The organism is Gilliamella sp. Imp1-1 (assembly GCF_001690415.1).
Taxonomy (GTDB): domain Bacteria; phylum Pseudomonadota; class Gammaproteobacteria; order Enterobacterales; family Orbaceae; genus Gilliamella; species Gilliamella bombi.
On the sequence record NZ_LZHK01000028.1, the window covers coordinates 1 to 682 of the forward strand.

The 682-nt window shown below is 40.0% G+C and carries 1 protein-coding gene; it reads right to left on the reverse strand.

From position 1 onward, the window contains the following. On the reverse strand, window positions 1-581 hold a 581-nt coding region (locus A9G38_RS02800; RefSeq protein ID WP_081297945.1), incomplete at its 3' end, for an IS30 family transposase. Window positions 582-682 lie beyond the last annotated feature (101 nt).

Here is a 682-nt window from a genome sequence, read left to right on the forward strand (position 1 = left end):
ATTAATACTAGCCCTGTTTTGCGTTCAACTAATGTCACCAATGCTTGCTTGTCTTTACGGCTAATAATCGTATCTCCCTCCCAATGTCCTCGCGTTTTCCGGCTTTCTACATAACTTGGACGTTGTTTAATTGACCGTTTATATCGGCGGTCTCCTTCTTTAATACTCGGTGCCTTACAATGCCTATAGGCTTTGCCTTTTCGCCTTAGATAAGGTTTGAATTGTTCATAGCGCGCTTTATTCTGATAAAGGTAGTTATAGATTGATTGGACACAGACTTTCTTTAAACGTGCAGCAATCTGCTCTGGGCTGTAATAAAGCATGAAGTATTTTTCAACTTGGCGCCATACCGAAGACTCTATTGGCTTACCATTACCGCTGTTTTTCCGCCTTTTCCTAGCTAGGGTTACCGCATCATGTGCTTGATAGGCTTGATTAGGTTTTGAGTTTCTTTTTATCTCTCGACTTATTGTCGAAGGATGTCTATTGAGTAGCTGGGCTATCTCTTTTTTATTCTTTCCGGCTTGTAATAATACGAAAATCTGGTATCTTTCCTTCCTAGAAAGGTGATTATAATACATAGCAATCTCCAAACTGTGGTGGTGCGAAGGTGCTAGTATAAATCACCTTTCTACTTTCTTCACTCCACCGTGTTTAAAATTGCACTTCATGTTTGAATCCA